Source organism: Streptomyces scabichelini, assembly GCF_011045015.1.
Lineage (GTDB): Bacteria > Actinomycetota > Actinomycetes > Streptomycetales > Streptomycetaceae > Streptomyces > Streptomyces scabichelini.
Genome location: NZ_JAAKZY010000099.1, coordinates 1 through 17,111, shown reverse-complemented (window position 1 = coordinate 17,111; position 17,111 = coordinate 1). Strand labels below are relative to the sequence as shown.

At 68.0% G+C, this 17,111-nt stretch carries 10 protein-coding genes; 4 read left to right on the top strand and 6 right to left on the bottom strand.

The genetic code is table 11. The features are described from left to right. Positions 1 to 372: 372 nt before the first annotated feature. Genes G5C60_RS27745 through G5C60_RS27730 form a run of 4 tightly spaced genes read right to left on the bottom strand, consistent with a single transcriptional unit; the run spans position 373 to position 10,556 of the window. Positions 373 to 2,517, bottom strand: coding sequence for a DEAD/DEAH box helicase (locus G5C60_RS27745; protein WP_165263663.1), 2,145 nt, complete (start codon positions 2,515 to 2,517; stop codon positions 373 to 375). Further along, positions 2,514 to 3,845: a BREX system ATP-binding protein BrxD gene (brxD, locus tag G5C60_RS27740; protein ID WP_165263662.1), complete on the bottom strand. Its 1,332-nt coding sequence runs from the start codon at positions 3,843 to 3,845 to the stop codon at positions 2,514 to 2,516. The genes G5C60_RS27745 and brxD overlap by 4 nt, the downstream gene beginning before the upstream one ends. Positions 3,846 to 3,849: 4 nt before the next feature. Beyond that, positions 3,850 to 6,627, bottom strand: a complete 2,778-nt coding sequence (pglZ, locus tag G5C60_RS27735) for a BREX-2 system phosphatase PglZ (protein ID WP_165263661.1) — start codon at positions 6,625 to 6,627, stop codon at positions 3,850 to 3,852. After that, a complete protein-coding gene (locus G5C60_RS27730) occupies positions 6,627 to 10,556 on the bottom strand; it encodes a BREX-2 system ATPase PglY family protein (RefSeq protein ID WP_165263660.1) in 3,930 nt (1,309 codons plus the stop codon). The genes pglZ and G5C60_RS27730 overlap by 1 nt, the downstream gene beginning before the upstream one ends. Before the next feature lie 420 nt (positions 10,557 to 10,976). Between G5C60_RS27730 and G5C60_RS27725 the strand changes: the two genes are divergently transcribed. Together G5C60_RS27725 and G5C60_RS27720 are read left to right on the top strand one after the other, a co-directional pair. Then, complete coding sequence (locus G5C60_RS27725) at positions 10,977 to 11,699, top strand: hypothetical protein (protein WP_165263659.1); 723 nt, start codon at positions 10,977 to 10,979, stop codon at positions 11,697 to 11,699. After that, complete coding sequence (locus G5C60_RS27720; RefSeq protein ID WP_165263658.1) at positions 11,696 to 13,024, top strand: 7-cyano-7-deazaguanine synthase; 1,329 nt, start codon at positions 11,696 to 11,698, stop codon at positions 13,022 to 13,024. The genes G5C60_RS27725 and G5C60_RS27720 overlap by 4 nt, the downstream gene beginning before the upstream one ends. Positions 13,025 to 13,048: 24 nt before the next feature. On the opposite strand, the gene G5C60_RS27715 is transcribed toward G5C60_RS27720, so the two are convergent. Then, a complete protein-coding gene (locus tag G5C60_RS27715; RefSeq protein WP_206440090.1) occupies positions 13,049 to 13,498 on the bottom strand; it encodes an ATP-binding protein in 450 nt (149 codons plus the stop codon). 143 nt (positions 13,499 to 13,641) lie between these two features. Between G5C60_RS27715 and G5C60_RS27710 the strand changes: the two genes are divergently transcribed. Next, a complete protein-coding gene (locus G5C60_RS27710; protein ID WP_165263657.1) occupies positions 13,642 to 14,493 on the top strand; it encodes a helix-turn-helix domain-containing protein in 852 nt (283 codons plus the stop codon). Beyond that, positions 14,490 to 14,678 carry a DUF397 domain-containing protein gene (locus G5C60_RS27705; protein WP_165263656.1) on the top strand — a complete coding sequence of 63 codons (189 nt, stop codon included), beginning with the start codon at positions 14,490 to 14,492 and terminating at the stop codon, positions 14,676 to 14,678. The genes G5C60_RS27710 and G5C60_RS27705 overlap by 4 nt, the downstream gene beginning before the upstream one ends. A 54-nt stretch (positions 14,679 to 14,732) precedes the next feature. Here the strand turns inward: G5C60_RS27705 and pglX are convergent. Beyond that, the coding region (gene pglX / locus G5C60_RS27700; RefSeq protein WP_165263655.1) for a BREX-2 system adenine-specific DNA-methyltransferase PglX at positions 14,733 to 17,111 on the bottom strand (2,379 nt) is incomplete at its 5' end.

Genomic DNA, 17,111 nt, shown 5'->3' with positions numbered 1-17,111 from the left:
GTAGAGGGTGGTTTCGGCGGAGGTGCGGGCGATCAGCCGGTTGCCGTCGGCGTCGTAGAGGTACGAACCAGCAAGAATCCAGCAACCGGAGCCCCCGCCCGGATCCAACTACCGGACGGCAACGCCCTGACCTGCACAAACAGCTTGCTGCATCTCGTGAAAGCAGACCTTGAACGTTCCGCCACAACGTACGGATCCGGGCATCGAATCGTCCCCTGACCTGCGCAAACGCAGATGAGGGGCGATTCGAGGTGATGCTAGACGTTGAAGCGGAATCCGCAGGGCAGGGCTCCCACCTGCGGAAACATGGTTCTGAAGGAGGTCATCCCAGCACGATCCCAGCACGGGAGCTTCATCCCAGCACCATGCAGTTCAGACGCCCCCTCCGGTGAAGCGCACTTGCTCGGACAGCACAGCAGCCGCAGATTCGAGGTCCGCGAGTCTGATCGCCAGTGTCGCCTCGGCCAGTCGCGAGGGAAGAGCATCGCCGAATTTCAGACCTCGGGCAGCCTTCTCGTCGATGTCCGGCAAAGCCAGGCGCTCCGTCACATCCTGTCGGACCAGTCTCCAATCCGTCGGAGTGAGGTCGTCCCGTAGGCGTATCCAGTGATCATTGAGACGCTGTCCTGGCACCGCGACGCCACCGAGGGTGGCTGCCAGAGTGGCATTCGCCCTGTGTCCGGCCCATGTCCACCAGCGCAGCTGGTCTGCTCTTCCTTGTTCCCGCACGATCAGAGTTCCTCCTGGATGCACTTGCTCCATGAAGTGCTCCCGTGCTTCTTCCAGGCAGCCCTGAGCTCTCCGGGTCAGATTCACCGGGGGGTCGGTGCCGAGGAGCACTTCACGCACCGCGCGGACAAGCCGGAAGGACGCACCCTGGCCGAACCCAGCCCCGCTCCATTTGGCTTTGCCACCTCCGTCGACCGGTTCGACGAAGCACCGCTTCCGTTTCCAGTCGATATAGGTGACCTGCCAGTTCCGCCCGGCAAGCAGGAGCCGACGGGGGCCCGCGATGTGCTCGGTGAGCAGGCTGGGGTCGGTACGGCCGATCTCGGTCCGGCCCTGCAGGACGGTGAACTGGGGCGGGGCGGTGAATACCGCGGTGAGGTCCATGAAGTGCCGGTGCCCGAAGCGGCGTTCGGCCTCCGGGCCGATGAAGAGCAACCCGTCGTCTTGATCGAGATACCCCTCTGCCACCAGGTGTTTGACAATCGGCTGCGCGGACGGGCCGAACGGCCCGAGACCGTTCCACCCGTCATGCCACAGATTGCTTCCGACGCCGCCCTCCTGGAGGCAGAGGGCAAGCAATTGCTGAGCCACGATGTGCCGCGGCTCGGGAGGTGCGACCACCGGCTCGACCCAGCCTCGCGACCACTGCAACAGGAGCCCTGCCGCACTCAGCAGGCCCGCGCTGTCGAGGGTGAGGAAGAGACAGTTCCGTGAGGTCCCGGAGCGGCGCCCGGTACGGCCGATCCGTTGCAGGAAGGACGCGACCGACGCCGGGGCGTCGATCTGCACGACCCGGTCTAGGTCACCGACATCGATGCCGAGTTCGAGCGTACTGGTCGACACGATCACGCAGTCCCGCGCTTCGGCGAAAGCCGCTTCCGCCCGCCTGCGCTCGTCGAGCGAGAGCGATGCGTGAGAGAGGAACGTGGTCACCCCTCGGCCTCGTAGCGCTGATCCCAGTTCTTCGACCAGGCGCCGTGACTCGCAGAAGACCAGGCGTTTCTCACCGCGGTGCAAGGTGCTAATCACAGTTGCCGCGTTGTCGAGCGAGCCCACGTAGTCAAGCTGAATGTCCCCGGGCGGTACGGAGACAGGGGTTGCACCACTCGCTGCACCCCTCGGCGCGTCCAGGTGAGGGGCGACGACCTGTCCGGGGCGTGAGCCCGCCCCCGATCCCTGGAGCCAGGTGAGAAGTTCGCCGGGGTTACCGACCGTCGCCGAGAGCCCGACGCGCTGGAGTGGGCGTCCCACCACGCGCTGCAGTCGCTCCAGTACGGCCAGCAGGTGCCAGCCCCGGTCGTCGCCGGCGAAGGCGTGCACCTCGTCGACCACTACCGCCCGGAGCCCCGAAAAGAACGACGCGTGATCGACATTGACGCTCACCAGCATCGCTTCGAGCGACTCAGGGGTGGTGAGGAGGACATCCGGCCGACCGGCCAGGACGCGCCTGCGGGTACCGGAGGTGGTGTCGCCGTGCCAGAGTGCGGCGCTGCGTCCGAGCCAGGAGGTGTACGTCTCGACTCTGGGCAGCAGGTTGTTGAGCAGCGCCTTGAGGGGGCAGAGGTACAGCACCGACGTGCCGGACCACCGGGAGCGGTGCATCCGGGACAACAGCGGGAAGCACGCCGCTTCCGTCTTCCCGCCGGCGGTAGGAGCGAGGAGCAGGGCGTCCTCACCCCGAGACAGCGGCTCCACCGCTGCTTCCTGGAGCGGACGCAGGCCCTTCCAGCCAAGGGTGTTGACGATGTGGTGGACGAGCGCCGGTTCCAGTTCGCCGACCGCGCTCATGGCAATTCCAGCGCGATGTCGTCGGCGTCCCCGGCCGCGGCGTTTCGCTCGGCGCTGTTGAGTTCGGCCTCCGCAATCGTGAGTGCATAGTGCTCGCGCGGGTCGAAGTCCTCGAACTCGTCGACCCTGTCGAGGACGTCGGCGACGAGTTTGCGCAGGTAGACGCGCGGTGCGACGCCGACTTTGCCGCCGAGTCCACCGGTGACAGCTGTGGCCAGCTCGTCAACGTAACGGTCGTCGACGCGTGCGGCCACCCGGTCGGGATGGGTCGCTGCTGCCTGGTAGAGGTCGCGGACGTTCCGGCCGAGTTCGCCGAGCCTGGGCAAGTCGAAGCCTGGCAGGCGGAGTTGCACCGCGCGCGGCGAGTCAAAGCGCGGGTCGGTGGTGAAGTCGGTGGCCAGGCGCTGGGCCAGCGGGGGCAGCCGCTGCGCGCCCTGTTGACCGTCATAGAAGGCAGGGGTGCCTGTGATGACGAGAAAAAGCCCGGGGAACCGGCCCGCGTCGATCTCGTCGAGGAGTTGCCGTAGTGCGTTGAGGCCCTTCTCCCGGACATCGCCGCGGACCCGCTGAAGTGTCTCGATCTCGTCGAGTACGAGGAGAAGACCGGGATGGCCGCAGTCCCGCAACACGGTGAGCAGGCCCTGGAGAAAGCCAAGCGCGGCGAAGTGGTCGAGGTCTCCGCGCACTCCTGCCGAGCGGCGTGCCGACGCCGCGACGGACTTCTGTCCGCCGAGCCAGGCGATCAGCGCTTCCGCGGTGGCCCCGTCCCCCTCCGTGACCGCTCCACGGTAGCCGCGGAGGGCTGCGGCGAACGCGGGGGTGGTACGCGCGACATCGGAGAGCCGTCGCTCCATCAGTGCGGTCACGGCCTCGGAGAGCGCCGCCTCGTCCTCCTCGTCGAGGTCCTCGCCGTCGAGGACCTCCTCCTCCAGCGTGTAGAACCAGGAGTCGATCACCGCACGCAGTGCGCTGGGTTGGTGCGTGGCGGTGGCCAGGCGTTCGGTGAGCCTTCGGTAAACCGTCTCCAGCCGGTGCAGGGGTGTTTCCGTCTCAGAGATCTGTACTTCCGCGGTGGCCAGGCCGGCCCTCTTGGCGCGCTCGGTCAGCCAGCGTGCGAAGAACGTCTTGCCGGAACCGTAGTCGCCGCGGATCGCGTGGAAGGCGGCACCTCCGCGGGTTACGGTGGCGAGGTCCTCGTCGAGGGAGCTTTCGAACCGTCCGAGTCCCACGGCGAACAGATCGAGACCGGCCTGCGGTACGGTGCCGCGTCGCAGCGCGTCGATGACCTCGCGGCGTCTGGCCACGCTCACCGGGGCGGACGGCGACATCTCGTTACTCCTTCGGCTTCGGTTGCGGCAAGAACTGCTCCCGCAACAACGGAACATCGAGCTTCACCGCGTGTCCGGCGTCGACGAATCCGAGGACGGGGTAGCCCTCGACGTTCAGCAGTCGCTGGACGGTTGCGACGAATCCCTCAATGTTGCGCCGGACCCGTCCGGTCGCGGAGATCTCCGCGGCGAGCGCCGCCGGGGACATGGTGCCGCCTGCGGCGATGAGAGCGTCGATGACCGCGGCGACGACCTTCGCTTCCGGCGCTTTGCGGACGTATTCCTTCTGTGCTGCATAGACCTCACTCGCCACCACCTCGCTGCCCAGGCCGACGGTGGCTTGGGGGACCGTGGAAGAACTCTTGCGGGCCTCGGTGCCTGTCGTGTCCTGACGAGACACTGTCTCCACCGCGGCTCCCCCGCGCCCGGCTGCGGGAAGGGTCTCCCGTGCCGGATCGGCTCCCGGCAGGGGTTCGCTCCACCACGAGGGGGTCGACCGCTCCCTCGGCAGCCCGACCCAACCCTTGGGCGTCTGCTCGGCGACGGCGACCAGGGTGAGCACAGGGACGGTCACCTCCGCGAGAGATGCGCCTCCGTGGTAGCCAGCCTTGCGTGCGGTGTACCGGATGTCCTCACGCCACGGCAGAACAACACTTCCGCCTCCTTCGAGAACCCGGTCGCCCCGGATCTCGATCTCTCCGTCCTGCGCCGGTCCTCCGGTACGCCAGCGCGGCGAGACCGCTCCGGCTGCCGGCACCTCCGCGCTCCCGCTGCGGCCGCCCCGTTCCAGTACGTGTCCGTGGTCGGCGACCAGCACAACCGGACGCCCGTAGCTCCTGGCCGCGGACAGTAGGTCCCGCAGATGGGTGATGTCGTCGAGGCCCCAGGTCGTACCTCGTCCCTGTTGTCCCTTGTCGAGCGCGTCGTCGATGGTGTTCAGGACGACGCCGACGACCTTCTCGGAAGCGAGTGTGCCCATGAGCTCGTGGGAAAGGGCGTGGCCCGTCTCGCCACCGATATCCGCTTTGTGGAAAAGAGCGGCTTCCTTGTGGCGCCGCTTCCAGAAAGCGTTGAAACCTGTGGCCTCCACGGACTGCCCGCCCTGGACGGCTTCTCCGGCGAGAAGCGAGGCACGGCTCGTCCGGGTGACGGAGGGCAACATGGACACAGCTGCCTGCCGGCCTGCCGACTGTCCGTCGGCCGGTCGCGGCACGACCTCCCGCCAGCCTTCGCGCTCCGTCTCCTCACCGAGCTGTATGGCGACCGCGCAGCTCATCCCGTCGAGTACGACGACCAGGGGCGCTCCTGCGCCGGCCAGCGGACGTACGGCCGTCTCCAGTACGTTCTCGATGACCAGGGTGCCGTTCGGCTGATGCGCGGAGGCGCGCGCGGACCAGGCCGCGAGGTGGCGGGCGAACTGCTCGTCGAGGCGTTCTCTGCGCGCCCGGCCCTGCCCGTAAAGGCCCTGCAGTTCGTGGCCTGTGGCCAGATCGCCGCCGGGGTCCCCTGCCCACAGGAGGGTGAGCGCGCGGTCGGCCCAGCCCCAGTCGGTGATCTGGGAGCGGATGCCGCTCTCGACCGTGGACACAGTCGGTTCGGGCTGTTCCAGCCAGCGGGCGATGCGCACCGCCATCTCCGCCACCTGCACCCGGTCCGGGTAGAGCGCGGCAAGGCTGTGTCCTGCCAGGTCGGCGAGCGCCGTCTCTCCTGCCGTGGAGGAACGGCGTGCTTCGGCGACGGTCCTGCCGAGTTGCGCGGCGAATCCGGTGGGCAGGAACCGGCTCCTGGTGAGGGTCTCGGCCAAGCCTGCTGTTTCGGCCAGCTGGTCGGCACGGTCCAGTACGGCGAAGACCTGTCGCCGGGTGGCCGGGCTGGTCCTGGCCTGGGCGATCCAGCGGGTTAGCGTCCCTTCCACCGCGTCGGTGAAGGCGCTGAGGGCTGCCCGGCGGGGCATGACCTGGCCGAAGAGGCTGCCGATCGTGAGTGCGGTGTCGGGAGCCACAGCAGGATCCCTCAAGACCGCCGCGAGGACGCCGAGCGCCATGGCGTCGTGGCCGAGTCCGGCTTCCGCGAGGGAGAGAAGCACCGGTGCCGCGGGGCCCGCCGTGTCGCCGAGCCACTTCTTCAGTTCGGTGCGTTCAATGACGGGGAGTTCGGCGAAGCGGAGTGGGCCCGCCGGCGTACGCGACCAGGCGAGCAGGGTGTCGGTGTCGAGCGTTGGCGGCTGCGCCTGGGGACCGGCCCCGGTTCCGCCCTCGCCGGAGCCGAGGCCGAGCCGCTGTACGGTCAGGACACGCAGTGCCGTGTCAAGGGTGAGCAGTCCCCCGACGCGCGGCCAACCGGTATCGGAGGGTTCGGCTTCCAGGAGCGCTTCGAGGAGCCACTCCATGCCGTACATGCGGACATCGAGGCTGGTGGCGCCGAATCGCTGGGTGACGACCTCCGCATTCTCGACGGTGAGCGTGCGGCGAAGAATGGCCTGCCCGCGCAGGTCCCAGCCGAGCTGCTCGTCGTCGACCCCGGTGGTGACCACGAGGACGTCGCCCGGTCCGGCCGTGTCCCGGTGATCGTGCCAGGCGGCTGTCACGCCAAGGACGGAGGATTCGTCCCGGACTTGCACGCGGCGGGGCTCATCCTCGACGGCTGTCGTGAACCGGGTGGGCGCTCCTGGAAGGTAGCGGCCGTGGATCAGGACCAGGCTGCGTTCACGCAGGCTGTCCTTGTGCGCGGTCAGGAGCGCTTCGACGGTGCGTCGCCCGACCCGCGGCGCGGCAGGGGCCATCAGTCTCCGGTCCCTTCACTGTCGCTGCCCTCGGCGGCGATCGGCTTCCAGGTGACCTGGACCCGGCTGTCGGGATGGGCTACCAGAAAGGTACGGATCTCGTCCTCGATGCGGGTGACCGTGGCGGCCAGACTCGCTTCGAGCCGCCTGGGTTCCACTACATGCACAGGGCGGGAGGCCTCCGAGAGGCCCAGGTGCGCGGGCGCGGACCCGGTGCCCGCAGCGTCGGCGGGAGGTACCGTGACGGGAGGCGTGGGGACACGCGGATTCCCATGCTCGGTGAGACTGACGTCCTGAGCCGTGCGCTCCGACGACACCGCAGGCTCCGGAGGCATGACGGGCGGGGCTGCTTGTGCGAGCCGGGCCACCTCGCGCATCAGCGCCTTCGTGCTGTCCCGCAGCCCATCCAGTACGGGAACGAGCGAGGACTCCTCCTCGTGCTCATTTGCGGTCCGGGACACCTGGTCGAAGAGCCGGCCGGCTCGGTCACCGACGCTGTCGCCCCGGTTCGTGAGGGAGCGGACCGTGTCGAGGTCCTCCGTCCAGTCGGGCGAGCGCAGCGCGGTGAGCACTTCAGGGGCCTGAACAAGCGCTGCCCCGATCTCCCCGTCTGTGACGTCATACGCCGCGGCAGCGAGCTCCCTTACCAGGGCGGCAGGGGAATCGGCGCGCAGCAAGCGCGCGACGAGATCGGCCGCCGCCTTCATGGACTTGATACGCGGGGCGTCCGCGCCCCCCGGCCCTGCCAGGCCGAGACGTGCCGCGTTGTCCTGCAGCAGGGTGCGAGCATCGCCGACCGCCCGCTGATTGTCCTCGGCGACCTTACGGACCTTCTCCGCGAGACTGGCAACGTTACGGGCGAACAGCACCCGCGAGACGGTCTTGCCGAAGATCTTACCCGCGCGTCCCAGGGCGGTGGTGAACTCGTCCTCACTTGGGAGTTCCACCGCCCGGAGCCCGTACCCCTGGCCGATTCGTTCGAGGTCGGGGGCCTCGGTCAGCGGCGAGGTCTGGTAGACCCAGGTGCGGTCGTCGAGCAGGGCATAGGTCGCGATGATCAGGTTGCTGACGTTGCGGTCCAGGCCGGTGTAGCCGAGCTCCTCGATCCAGGTACGGATGTCCTCCACCGACAGGTCAGGGCCGACGTCGGGGTTCTCCGCAGCCTTCTTGTTGATCCGCAACCGCCAGTCGTTGGTGACGTTGAGCGGTCCGTCGTGCACCTCGCCGAGACCAAGGGCGTGGACGATCTTCCGTACGCTGGCCAGCTGGTGTCCGTCGACGACGACGCGGCGACTGCCGTCCGCCATGGCCCGGTTGATCCACGTCAGCGTGGTCTTCAGCTCTGCTTTGGTGATGGCCTTGCGGGTGAGGCGCGGGTCGAAGTCCGGGTGCTTGGGGTGGCGTGCCGCGAGGATGTCGTCCGCGACAAAGTAGAGGTTCTCCTCGAAGCTGACGGCTGCCTCGGGGTTGGTGCGGGTGAAACCGGGCTGGAGGGTGAGCAGGTGCTTCCCTTCAGGGACCTCGGCTCCTGTGGTGCCGGGCTCGGCCCGGGCGATGCCGTACACCTGCTGGAGCGCTTCGGTGAGCTGACCGGTGAGATTGTCCCTGGACGCCTTGAGCTGGTTACGGATCTGAGCGCGTTCGTCGGCAGGGCGCGTGGCGGTGTGCTCCTCGAGCCGGTCCCGCTCAAGCAGGTAGTTGATCTTGAGGAGGCGTCCGAGGTTGCGGCTCTTCTGCTCGGAGAGGAAGTCGGACAGCCAGACGACGGTAGGGGCGGACTTTCCTGCCCGCTTCATCCGGTCGACCCGCTGCACGTCGTCCATCGGCGAGTGGTCGCCGTCGTCGAAGGGGTAGTCGATGACGATCCTCAGGTCGCTGCCCAGCTGCGGCCTGAACTGCTCGTCGGGCAGATGGGGGTCGCGAACATTCCCGAAGACGAACTCGGCTGTGCGCTTCGTCCCGCGCCACACGACCTCCCGTATGCAGACGAACGCCTGGGTGTCGGGGACTCCGAGCGCAGCCCACAGCTGGTCCTTGATCCACTGGCGCCGGTAGCCGAGCTGGTCGGCGACACCCTGCACTTCTTCGAGGAGCGGTTCGACGTCGAGGTCGGACAGGTGGAGATGGAACACCGGGTCGGTGCTGTCGCCCTCGCTGCGCAGTTCACCGTCGAAGCCCTCGGACTGCAGCTCAAGGAGTCGCTTGACCGCGACCGCGCCCGCGTCCCCGACCCGAGTCCGGATGGTTCCGTGGTTCAGGGCTGCGAGCTTGCCGCCGGTGAGTCGGGACAGCGCGGGCACGTGCGGGGCGAGGGCGGCGAGAAGCAGCGTCTTGATGAGCCGGTCGTCGGTCTGGAATCGCTTGTCGTCGGCCGATCCGTACTTCGTCATGAGGTGGTCGCGTACCCGCTCGTGGAAGCGCCGGGCAGTCTCCGCCTCCGCCTTCAGCTTGGCCGTGAACGCCTCGCCGGTGCGCTGTGCGATGACGTCCCACAGGTCCCCTATCGGGATGAGTTCGCCGAGCTTGAGGTCGTCGAGGCGGCGCCCGAGGAGTTCCTGTACGAGCTTGAGGCCGGTCCGCTCTCGCTGCAGCGCCCCGGAGAGGTCGACCAGGACGTTGAGCAGGGCGGGCGACAAGGGATAGAGCGTGCGGAAGTCGTCCCAGTTCGCCTCGGTGCGGCCTTGTGCGTCGAGAAGGACCTGCCGCACCTCGTCCCGGGACGACTCGACGAGCTTGAACGCGTCGTCGCGGGCCTGCTCCATACCGGGACGCGGGGCGAGGACCCGGTGCTTGATGATCTCGACGAGGTTGCTGTCCTCCAACTCGACGACGTCGATCCGCCCCGCGAGGTAGTCGATCTGCTGCTCGAGGTTCTGCACTTCGGCGCCCGCGACGTCCGCACCGATCAGCTGGGACAGGTCACGCTGGCGGGAGATGAACGACACGATCGGCACCGGCCGATCCCCGTCGCCGGACTCGATCAGCTTGACCAGCCGCTGCACCTGGTCCCGGACGAAGTCCTGCTCCCCCATGTGCGCCTGGAGCCAGAGAATCAGCTCGTCGAGGAAGAGTACGACGCCGTCGTAGCCGCGGTCCTTAGCATGTCGTGAGATGACCTTCAGTCCGTTCTCCAGCGGAATGAAGGAGTCCTTGTCACCGCGGGCCGCGCGGGCGTATGCCGCCATCGGGCCGCTGACCAACGCGGACACCAAACGGTCGCGTTCTGGATCGCCGGCCTTCGCCGCGAAGGCCTCGTCCAGCTCGGCGGTGCTCCAGTCGACCGGGACGGCGATGTCGCCCGTGCCCGCGTCGATCAGTGGCACATCGTCGGCATCGTCCTCGTTCGCCACGGCGGCCTGCGCCGTCGGCGCTCCGACTCCGAGCCACTGCCGGAACTTGTCGTCATCGGCGAGGAACTCGCGCTGCCGCTGCGCATCGGCGAGCAGCGCATCGGCCCGGTAGACGGCAGGCGTCGGCGCCTCGGGGTGGAGCTGACGCACGGTGTGCACGTATCCGCCGAGCAGCGCGGAGTCCAGGTCCGCGGAGCCGACCAGGTGGTAGGGCACCATCAGGAAGCGGCTGCTCGGCAGCCAGTCCTGGTGCTCGGCCATCACCTCGGCGAGGCGGGGCTTGGCCTGCGCCGCCGGGTGGTTGTTGAGCGCCGCATGCAGCACGGTCAGGAAGTGGCTCTTACCGGCACCGAACGAACCATGCAGATAGGCGGCGTGCGAGTCGCCCGTGCGCACGGCGTCGGCGACCAGACCGAGCGCCTTGCGGAACTGCTTCTGCAGCTGCTCGGTGACGACGTACTCGCCCACCCGCTCATCGGTCTCGCTGAAGCCCTGAGAGAGGTCGACCTTGAAATTTCCGGCGTGGACGTCTTCCTTGACGGCGATGACGTCACGCAGGACGAGCTCTCTGGTCGACATCAGGCGATCATTCCCTCACTCGGCTGGACCCCGGCTGCACCGGTGACACGCTGCTGCTGCGCGCCCCCGTCAATCTTGCCAGGCCATACGTGTGCGGAACCGGCCCTTCGTACCCTTCACGCACGGGTCGATCACTCTGCGCAACCTCTCACACCCCAGAGGCCCCTCTACCTCACCCAGCGTTGCACCCGGGTGCCAGGACCCGCTCACCAGTCATGGCCGAGTCGCGCCCTACCTGGCGCTCCATCTTGCTGCTCCCCTGGAGAAAGGGCTGTCGGCGCCCTACGAGGGGGAGTGCTGATGGGTACGTCGTCACGGTGGCCGGGGCCGAGAGGGAACCCCGGTACGCCGGCCGGCGAGTGGAGCCGTGTCGGAAGGCGTCTCTCGGCGTGGCGTTCTGGCCGCCTTGAGGACCTGGAGGTGATAGCCGAGGACTGCTTGGGCGTCCTGCATCGCACTCTGCGAGCGGACCCGTCCGCCTTCGGTCTGCGGGACGCCGCCTACACGGCCGGCGAACGGCTGACGACCGTCATGGACACCCTCGCAGCGGGCCGGGACACCTCTGCAGGCGGTCCGCCTGATCCGGACGGGAGTGACGCCCGTACGGACTTCGCGGCCCGGCTCGTCCGAGCCGTGGGCGGTGAGGGCGGCACGGTCGCTGACGCGGCTGTACGGCGGGCGGCCGCGGCGACCGCGGAGCGGCTGGCCGCACAGCATCCAGAGGCGCTCGCCGCAGACGGCAAGGGTTGGTCCGGCGACCTGCTCTGCCTGATCTACCAGTGGTTCTTCGCGGACGTCGTGGCCGAGTTCCTGCGCGGCGTCATCGCCGAGAAGATCAAAATCGCGGTCCCGGTGCTGCCGCTAGCCGATCCCGAGGACCACGTCGCGGACTGGGTCGCCGAACAGGTGATGCACCTGGTGCCGAATCCGTGCGAGGAGGCCGAACATCTCAAGAACGCGGTGGAGCAGGCCGAGGACGCGATCAGTGCCTTCGAGGATCCCCCAGTCGGCACACTCGCGCAGGTCGCGCGGGGCCTGGTCCCACGTGCAGTGGGCGCCGCGCTCGGCCTGCTGACCCCGTCCGGCTCCGCCCTGGAAGAGGGTCCGGACGCTGCACCGAGCGAGGGGACACCTGCCGCATGACCGAGACACCGGCCTGCCACTTCTGGCTCCCCCACCCTGGTGTTCCGGCGCCCGGCCCTGGCTGGCAGCCGCTGAGCGACGCCCTGTACTGGGAGTCCCCTGCCCGCGCACCCGACCGCCGCCACCTCCTCGCTCCCGCCCCGGACTGGGCGGACGACCTCCAGCGGGTCGCCCGTGCCGTCTTCGCCGCGGACCGCTGCACCTCGCGGGATGCGACGTTCGATCGCTGGACCCGGCACATTCGCCTCTCCGTCCCGGTCACCGCTCCCGACGCGTGGACCCGCGCTCTCCCGCACCTCACCCCGCTGCTCGCGACGGTGACGGGCGACCGCTGGGAGGTCGAGTTCCGCCCCTACGACGCCGACGCACGGCCCCGATCCCGCCCGCTCCCCTTCGGCCCCGAGGAATACGCCCACGAGGTGGCACTATTCTCCGGCGGCCTCGACTCCCTCGGGTGGGCGGCCCAGCGCGCCACGGTACGCAGCCCGCGCGCCCTGCTTCTGGTCATGTTCGAGGAGCGGAACTTCGAGGCGCTCCAGGACACCGTGTTCGAAGCCGTGTCCCGTCGGAGCGAGCGCGACCTGCGCCGCCTGGAGCAGAGCCAGACCGTACGCAGGCCGAAGGACGCCACCTTCGCTCTCGAACGCTCCACCCGCTCACGCGGTCTGCTGTACGCCGCCACGGCTGTACATGCGGCAGCGGCCGAGCGCGTCCCTCTCGTCCACATCCCGGAGAACGGCCAACTCGCCCTCAACCCGCCTCTGTCCGCCGCTCGTTGGGGCGCCTGTTCCACCCGCTCGGTGCATCCGTGGACACTGCACCATCTCAACCAGATCATCGAGACGATCGCGGACCGGCCGGAGCAGGCGGTCCGGGTCGTCAACCCCTTCGCGGCACTCACCAAGGGTCAGGTGTGCGAAGCGGCCCGGGACGCCGGCCTGCCCCAGGAAGCCCTGGAGGCGACGCTGAGCTGCGGCACGTCTCCCGTGCGGCAACACGGGCGGTCCCGGCTGCGTCGCCTGCCGCACTGCGGCCTCTGCTTCCCTTGCCTGGTCCGCCGCTCCGGCCTGCTGCACGCATACGGCGAGGACCGCACTCCGTACGCGGCCGACCCGTGGGACCCGTCCTTGGACGCGGACCTCGCCGAGCACTGGCTGGCCCTGAGGCGCTGGCTGGACACGCCGTGCACGGTGCTCGACCTGGTGGCCGATGTCCCGTTGCCGCCGGAGGTCCGCCCCGCGGAACTCCTGGCCGTCGTGGAGAACGGGCGGCGGGAACTGCGGGCGCTGGTCGCACAGGCGCCTGCGGTGCGGCGGCCCGCCTGAACCGCCCCTTGCCGCTGTCGCTCTTCACGACCCGCCGACCGGCTCGGTTTCGGCCCATACGGTCTTGCCCGGCCCGGTGCGGTCGTCGACACCCCAGCGGTGGGCGACGGCCTCGACGAGGGCGAGCCCCCGGCCGCCGTCGGCATCCAGGTCGGCCATGCTGACGGCCGACGGGTCGGGTCGTCGCAGGTGAGTGTCGGAGACCTCGATCCGTACGACGGCGGTCTCGTGCTCGTACAGCAACCGCAGCTCGAAGTTCCGTCCCGGCACCCTCCCGTGGCGGGCGGCGTTGGCCGCGAGCTCGGCGACGAGCAGGGCGACGGTGTCGCGGAGCGGGGCGCCGGGCCGGATACCCCAGTCATCGAGCTGCACCAGGGCGAACCGGCGCGCGAGGCTCGCGCCGAGGGAAGTCGCGGGGAACGCTTGGGTGAACACATGTACGGTTACGGGCGGTTGAGCCTGCGGAGCTGTCATGGGCCCAGCCTTCCGGCCGCTGCGCCGCAGGTGACAGGAACGCCACTGGTACAGATCCATCTGCATGGGTTCACACACTGGACCGGTCGGGTAACTCCCCGTAACCATGGACAGGTTGACCGGGCGCGAAAGGCGGGGCGGCGATGACGGCGGACCACGACAGCGGCACATCGGCAGGCGGTGGACCCGAACTGTCCGACGGCCTCAAGACGTTCGGGGCCGCGCTGAAAGCCCTCCGAGAGGCCGGGGGCCTCACCCAGGAGGAGTTCGCACCCCGCGTGGGGTACTCGGCGGCGTACATCACCAAGTTCGAGCAGGGCAAGCGGTTCCCGCCGGAGAACCTGCCATGCCGGGCCGGCGAGGTGCTGGGACCGGTCGCGGAGAAGGTCCTGACGGCGACGGCGAGGAGCCTGCGGAGGAAGGCCGGGCTGGCGTCGTGGTTCCTGCAGTGGGCGGGGATCGAGGAGGAAGCGATCACGCTGTACGCGTATGAGTGCTGGGGGATTCCGGGGTTGTTGCAGCCGGAGGGGTATATCCGGGCGATCTTCGACCGCAGGCTGCCACCTGTGACCGAGGAGCAGCTTGAACGCGAGGTCGCCGCTCGGCTGGACCGTCAACAGCTTCTCGCTCAGCGGCCGAACGCTGCCTTCAGTTTCGTCATCGAACAAGCGCTCCTCGCACGTCACTTGGGAGGAGCCGAGGTCACACGCAATGTCATCGACCACCTGCTCAACGTTGGCAGCCAACGCAACGTGGAAATCCAAGTCATGCCGCTTCGCCAGGAAGACCACACCGGCGTCGACGGTCAGATGTACCTGGCAGAGCGGCCTGGCCACCAGTGGATCGGCTACGTCGAAGGCCAGCGCTCTAGCAGCCTGATCACTGCTCCAGACGACGTGAGCGTGCTTCTCCAACGCTATGGCAAGCTGCGTTCCCAGGCCCTGGATTGCAGGGCTACGGTGAGCCTGCTGGAACAGATGCGAGGAGCGCTATGAGCACTACTGAAGACCTGGACTGGTTCAAGAGCAGCTACAGCGGAAGCGAGGGCGACAACTGCATCGAGATCGCCGTCCGCTTGGACGTGGTCCACGTCCGCGACTCCAAGGACACCGCCCTCCACCCCTTCACCGTGACGCCCGATGCCTGGTCGGCCTTCACTACGTATGCGTCCGGATCCTGACGCCTGGGCAGGTGAGGCGGCAGACCCCTGCCGCCTCATGGGGCTCCTGCTCCCCTACTCCTCGCCCAACTCGACCTGCTCGACGGGCTCCTTCTTCGGCGCGGCAGCCTTCCGTCCGCGCGGCTTTTTCACCGGCCGCCACGCCTCCAACTGCGCCTCACCCACACCGTGCCTGCGCAACAGCGCCTCATAGTCGGCTTCAAGCACCTCGGCCGGCACCTCGTCGTCCCACTCCGCGTCCGGCTTCCCGTGCCACTGCTTCACCCACGGCATGACCTCCCGCAGCCCCGCGAGCAGCGGAACGATCCGCTCGGTGCCCCAGCCGTCCCTCTTGGTCCGGGCATCGATCAACTGCGACAGCACTTGCGCCTGATCCTTGTGGTCCCACCCGGCCCACCCGAGCATCAGCGTCGGATCCCCGTCCGGGCTCGCATCGGGGTACGAGATGAAACGCTCCTTCGGCACGTCTAGCTTGCCGCGGTTCGCCCAGTACGAGAACCGCAGGAAGTCGGACGTCTTGTACTTGTTCGGCGGCTCAATGTCCCTGCGCACACCGTCCTTGTCCTCTTCCCGCTGGTCCGCCCAGGCCTGCTCCCACTGTGCGCGGATGCGCAGCCCTGAGTCCTTGTAGCGCAAGGCCGCGAGAAACGGCACGTGTTCATCGGCGATGACTTCGGTGAGTACCTGCGCAAGCGGGAGATCCGGCATGCCGAGATGGTCAGAGGCGTACAGAGCCGCTACAGACACGAAGTCCGCATCCGAACTCAGTCGGTCAGCAAGATAATTGACCGTCATCGACCGCGGCTGCTTCATCCCGTCCCGCAGCTCGTACCAGAGCTCACTGCTCTCGCACCGGTCGAGCAACCAGGTCCGCAGTGCGGCTCGCTCCTTCTTCTCCCACGCCTCGGCGGCCCACCGTCGCTTGCACTCAGGCCGCTCGATCAGGCCAAGGTCCTTGGTTCGCGAGGCGATGATGTCAAGCCGCGCCTGCACCACAGTCTTGTACTCGTCCGGCCAATGCCCAGGGATGTCCACGATCGGGGTCGCAGCATGGCGATCGAACCAGACGGTCGTCGTCTCTCCTTCAGCCACGCGCCTGGCAAGCGCGATCTCAAAAGCCCGCTCGCCCAAGGCGACTTCGGGAACCTCGTAGGAGGCGGGCAGAGTCACCCGATCCACTTCAGCCGGAGTCAGCAAGCCGTAGAGGCCGTAGACAGTCCAATCGAGCTCTTCCTGAAGTGCGATCATCCGCCCCCTGGCAGCTTCGCTACCCCGACGCGCCTGATCAAGGTTGGCGCGAAGTGGAGTCTCGCGCCCAGCTACAGCATCCGGCTCGCTGGCTGCCAGCTCACTCGCCGAAAGGTCCAGGGAACGCCCCAGCTTAAGCGGGAGAGTTGCAGGAAGAGGGAACCCTTGAAGTTTGGTTCCAGTGAACTCGTAGAACCGCTCCCATTCGTCATGCATGAATCCACCAGTTCCTGACTGGCTCCCCTTGTCATGACTGACCTGCTTCAACCAGAAGCAAGCCGTCGACGAATTGAGCACACCCAACAACTCCAGGTGCGCATCCTCATCCGCCCCTTCCGGCAGCTTGATAACTGGCGCAGACCTGTTGAACACCTTCCCACCTCGATCCAGCACGAAGTGGTTATGCGTCGACACAAAAGCAAACGCGATCGACAACGGCGTGGAGTACGCAGATGCGGTGTACTGCATGTAGTCCCACCATTCAAGACCCGCGTCCGCCATGTCGCCCTGGAATGTCCTCCGCGCCGCCAACGTCGCCCGCCAAGGCCACAATTCTTCTCCAAGGCGGCCCTCATTCACCGCATTGGCATCTGGCCTCCAGATAGCGACATCCGGCTCAGCATGCCAGTCCCGAACCACGTCCCCGAGAAGCAGCGGCCGCAGCGCTCGCTTGTCTGCTCGGGGCTTGTAGGTCTTCCGCAGCGGCCTCATGTATGCCTCATCGGCACCCGCGCGAATAGCGCGACCGATAGGCTTCGAGATCGTCTCCTCCAGCGGCATCGTGCCAACAGCCAGCCGGTCCAGCAAGGGACCGGCTCCTCCCCCACTCACCGACCACGGGTGAGTCACGAAACTCGCCGCAACCGCGTTCTCTACCGACACCCAGTCCGACTCACTCCCTGGCCGCCCAACCTGCTCCACAATCGCCCGCCAAACGGGCCCCTCCGCTGCAACCAGCGGCTGCGAGGGCTCCCCCCGAACCCCCAACACCGCCCGAACCGTCCGCTCCGGGCTGGGGATCCGGTTCCGCCCCACCAGAATCACCGTAGGCGTCCCATGCCCCGGGATATACGCCCCCGACGTATCGATCACATGCGACAGTTCGGCCCGGTTCCGGAAGAAGACCTCGATGAGCTTCTTGCCGAACTCCCGCTTCATGAAGGAGTTCGCCGTGATCTGCCCGAC

What these genes read in the sequence shown, in the direction of transcription:
- G5C60_RS27745 (WP_165263663.1), bottom strand. Translation starts at nt 2,517, where the DNA reads ATGAGCGCGGTCGGCGAACTGGAACCGGCGCTCGTCCACCACATCGTC.
- brxD (WP_165263662.1), bottom strand. Translation starts at nt 3,845, where the DNA reads ATGTCGCCGTCCGCCCCGGTGAGCGTGGCCAGACGCCGCGAGGTCATC.
- pglZ (WP_165263661.1), bottom strand. Translation starts at nt 6,627, where the DNA reads ATGGCCCCTGCCGCGCCGCGGGTCGGGCGACGCACCGTCGAAGCGCTC.
- G5C60_RS27730 (WP_165263660.1), bottom strand. Translation starts at nt 10,556, where the DNA reads ATGTCGACCAGAGAGCTCGTCCTGCGTGACGTCATCGCCGTCAAGGAA.
- G5C60_RS27720 (WP_165263658.1), top strand. Translation starts at nt 11,696, where the DNA reads ATGACCGAGACACCGGCCTGCCACTTCTGGCTCCCCCACCCTGGTGTT.
- G5C60_RS27715 (WP_206440090.1), bottom strand. Translation starts at nt 13,498, where the DNA reads ATGACAGCTCCGCAGGCTCAACCGCCCGTAACCGTACATGTGTTCACC.
- G5C60_RS27710 (WP_165263657.1), top strand. Translation starts at nt 13,642, where the DNA reads ATGACGGCGGACCACGACAGCGGCACATCGGCAGGCGGTGGACCCGAA.
- G5C60_RS27705 (WP_165263656.1), top strand. Translation starts at nt 14,490, where the DNA reads ATGAGCACTACTGAAGACCTGGACTGGTTCAAGAGCAGCTACAGCGGA.